Here is a 2,982-nt window from a genome sequence, read left to right as displayed (position 1 = left end):
GGGGCCGTGTGCGGGGTGGACGTGGGGTGTCGTGCAGAATCGGAAGTATGACCACCCCGGATCGACCGTCGTCCCAGGAGCAGCCGGAACCCCGGAAGCGCTCGGCGGCCTCGACGTCATCGGAGGACACGCCGTCCTCGGAGACCCCGAAGACCGAGCCCGCTCCCGAGACCGCGCAAGCCCGTACGCGGCAGACGCCCGCGGCGGCGGCCCCGCGGCCCGCCAAGCCCGCCACATCGGCCACTCCCGCCAAGCCGGTCTACAAGGACCGTGCCTACCGGTCCCCCGGCGGTCTCGCGGGCGGTGTGCTGCTCCTCGGCCTCTTCGTCTGGCTCGGCACGGACGCGGTGTTCACCGGGGAAGGGCGTACGCCCTGGCTGACCCTCGCCGCGCTGCTGCTGGCCGTGCCGCTGGTGGTCGCCTTCTCGGTACGGCCCGCCGTCTTCGCCAACGACGACCGCCTCCGGGTGCGCAACCCGTTCCGCGTGATCGAACTGCCCTGGGCCTCCGTCGCCTCCCTGCGCTCCGGTTACTCCAACGAGGTGATCGACGAGGCCGGGACCAAGTACCAGCTCTGGGCCGTCCCCGTGTCGCTGCGCGCCCGCAAGAAGGCCGCCCGGCAGCAGTCCCGGGAGTCCGGCAGGGCCGCCAAGGGCGACAGCAGCGGCCGTACGTCGCTGGAGGAGCGGACCGTCCGCGCCGAGACCGACCAGATCATGGCCGACCTGCGCGAGCTGTGCGAGGCCCGCGCGAAGGCGCCGGGGTCGCAGGGGGAGCCGACCGTCCGCTGGGCCTGGGAGGTCATGGCGCCGGCGGCGGCGGGAGCCGTACTGCTGACGATCCTGATCGCGCTGGGGTGAGCGCGGGGGCGCGGAACGCCTGATGAGGGGCCCGATACGGCGTGAGTCGCCGACGCAAGTCGCCGCTGTCCCGCCGCTGTCTCGCCGCGAAGGGCACCCGTACTGAGAGCTCGTCAGAGCCGGGCCGTACGGTCGTACGAATGATGAGCACCGTTGCGGTCCGAGTGTCTGGGTAGCCATGAGCACGAACATCGAGTCCCCGGGGCGGCCGTCGCGCCGGCTGCCCGAGTCCGCCGTGCCCGAGGGCTGCCCGGCCTGGAGCGGCGAGAAGGCGCGGCTGTGGGCGCGGGCGCAGCCCCCGGTGTGGGTGCCGGTGCGGATGCGGTCCCTGCATCTGCTCGCCCTGGCCATGGTCGGGCTGACGGCCGGGTTCTGGCTGGCCAACTCCCGTGACGTACCGCCCGCCCTCGCCGCGCTGGTCCCCCTGCACCTGGTGTGGACCCTGGCGCGCCCCGAGGCGCTGCGGGTCTCCGGCCCCGTACTGACCCTCGTCCTCGCCTGGTACGGCGGCACGCACGACCTGCCGATCCTCGTGGGCTTCCTCCTGGTGAACGCCGCCTGGGCGCTCGCCGAGTTCCGGATGAGCGCGCGGCGGATGCAGCGGATGTGGGCCGTGAGTGCCGCCGAGGGCGTCACCGCCGTGGTGCCGGAGGGGGTCGGACCGTTGCGGCGCGGGCGGTTCCTCATCGCGCTGGGGCTGGTGCTCGCGGCCCTCGGCGGGGCGTTCGTCCTCGTCGCGTCCGGGTGGGACGCGCCCACCGACCGGCGGGAGGCCGTGCTGGCCGGGTGGTTCACGGTCGGCTGGGGGCTCACCGCGCTGGCCTCCGGTCGGCTGGCCCGACGCCGCGCCGCCGGGCTGCGCGGCGCTCCCGCCCCGGTCCTGCGGGTCCTCGTGCGCGACGGGGCCAACGGTGACGTGGAGGTCTTCACCGCCGACGACGTGGCGGCGCTGCGGCCGATGTTCACCGTCACCGCCGAGGAGTGGTACGACGACGATGACGACGAGGAGGACGAGGAGGCCCGCCTGCTCAAGGAGAAGGAGATGGAGGCGCTCCTCGACTCCCTCGACGCCGACGCGGAGGAGGCGGCACAGCCCGGCCCCCTGCGCGAGGCCGTCCTCTACGGAGCGCCGTACGACGGCGGCGAACTCGTGATCGTCAGCGCCCCCGAGGACGCGCGGAACGGCGCCGACGAGACCCGGGGCGATGACACTGAGTGCGATGAGGCCCAGGGCGGTGAGGCCCAGGGCGAGGGGCAGCGGGAGGCGCCGGAGGGCGCGCGGGAGCCGGAGAGCGGTGGCCGTTCGGTAGACGAGGAGTTCGTCGTCGAGTCGTCCATGGCGCCGGTGCGGGCCCTGTCCGAGCGGGCGGTACGGCTGCGGATCGCGGCGGAGAAGGCGCGGGCCCGGCGGGCCGCGGTGTACGCGGACCGGCGCGCGGCCGCCGCCGACGGGCTCACCGAGCGGCTGGCGTCCGGGGCGGTACGGCGGTGGCGGGCCGGCTGGCTGGATTGGGCCGTCTGCCTGGTGGTCGTGCTGTGGGCGGCGCTGATGGTGCTGACCGAGGGCGGCGGATGGCGGTACGTCCCGGGCGTCCTCCTCGGGTTCATCGGCGTCCTGCTGCTGCCGAGCATGGCGGCGTGGCGCATCACCGCCGACCGTGACGGGCTGTGGTTCAACGGCCTGCGCGGGGCCCGCCACATCGAGTGGGACCACCTCATGACCGTCCGGTGCGAGGGCGGCGAACTGAAGCTTGACAGCCGTCGGCCCCGGTTCGGCTCCGCCTGGACGGTGCACGCGCCCCGCTGGGGCCGGCTGGAGCGGCGGCTCGGACTCGTCCACCCGTACGAGCGGACGGCCGCCGAGATCACCGCGATGTGGCAGGACGCGGCACTGCGGCCGACGGAGACGAGCGGCGAACGCGAACGGGGCCGGGCCCTGTGGCCGCTGGGCGTGGTGCTGGCGCTGGTGTGGGTGGCGGCGTTGGTACTGGTGCCGTAGGGCGGCGGCCTCGGAGACCGCGGTCGGCGGAACGTGGCGGAGGCCCGCGGGGGAAGTACTGCCGGCGGGCGAGGGCAGACATGACGGAAGCCCCGGTCGACGAGGGCAGACATGACGGAAGCC

At 74.6% G+C, this 2,982-nt stretch carries 2 protein-coding genes; both read left to right on the top strand.

Annotation, left to right across the window (positions count from 1 at the left end; translation table 11 throughout):
- Positions 1-305: 305 nt before the first annotated feature.
- Positions 306-860 carry a PH domain-containing protein gene (locus AOK23_RS15790; protein WP_055713352.1) on the top strand — a complete coding sequence of 185 codons (555 nt, stop codon included), beginning with the start codon at positions 306-308 and terminating at the stop codon, positions 858-860.
- Positions 861-1,038: 178 nt separating this feature from the next.
- Positions 1,039-2,859, top strand: coding sequence for a hypothetical protein (locus tag AOK23_RS15785; RefSeq protein WP_055713351.1), 1,821 nt, complete (start codon positions 1,039-1,041; stop codon positions 2,857-2,859).
- Positions 2,860-2,982: the final 123 nt, after the last annotated feature.

The sequence above is a fragment of the Streptomyces torulosus genome (genome assembly GCF_001419765.1).
Lineage (GTDB): Bacteria > Actinomycetota > Actinomycetes > Streptomycetales > Streptomycetaceae > Streptomyces > Streptomyces torulosus.
The sequence above is the reverse complement of the archived record's forward strand: the minus strand, read 5'-3'. Positions and strand labels throughout refer to the sequence as shown.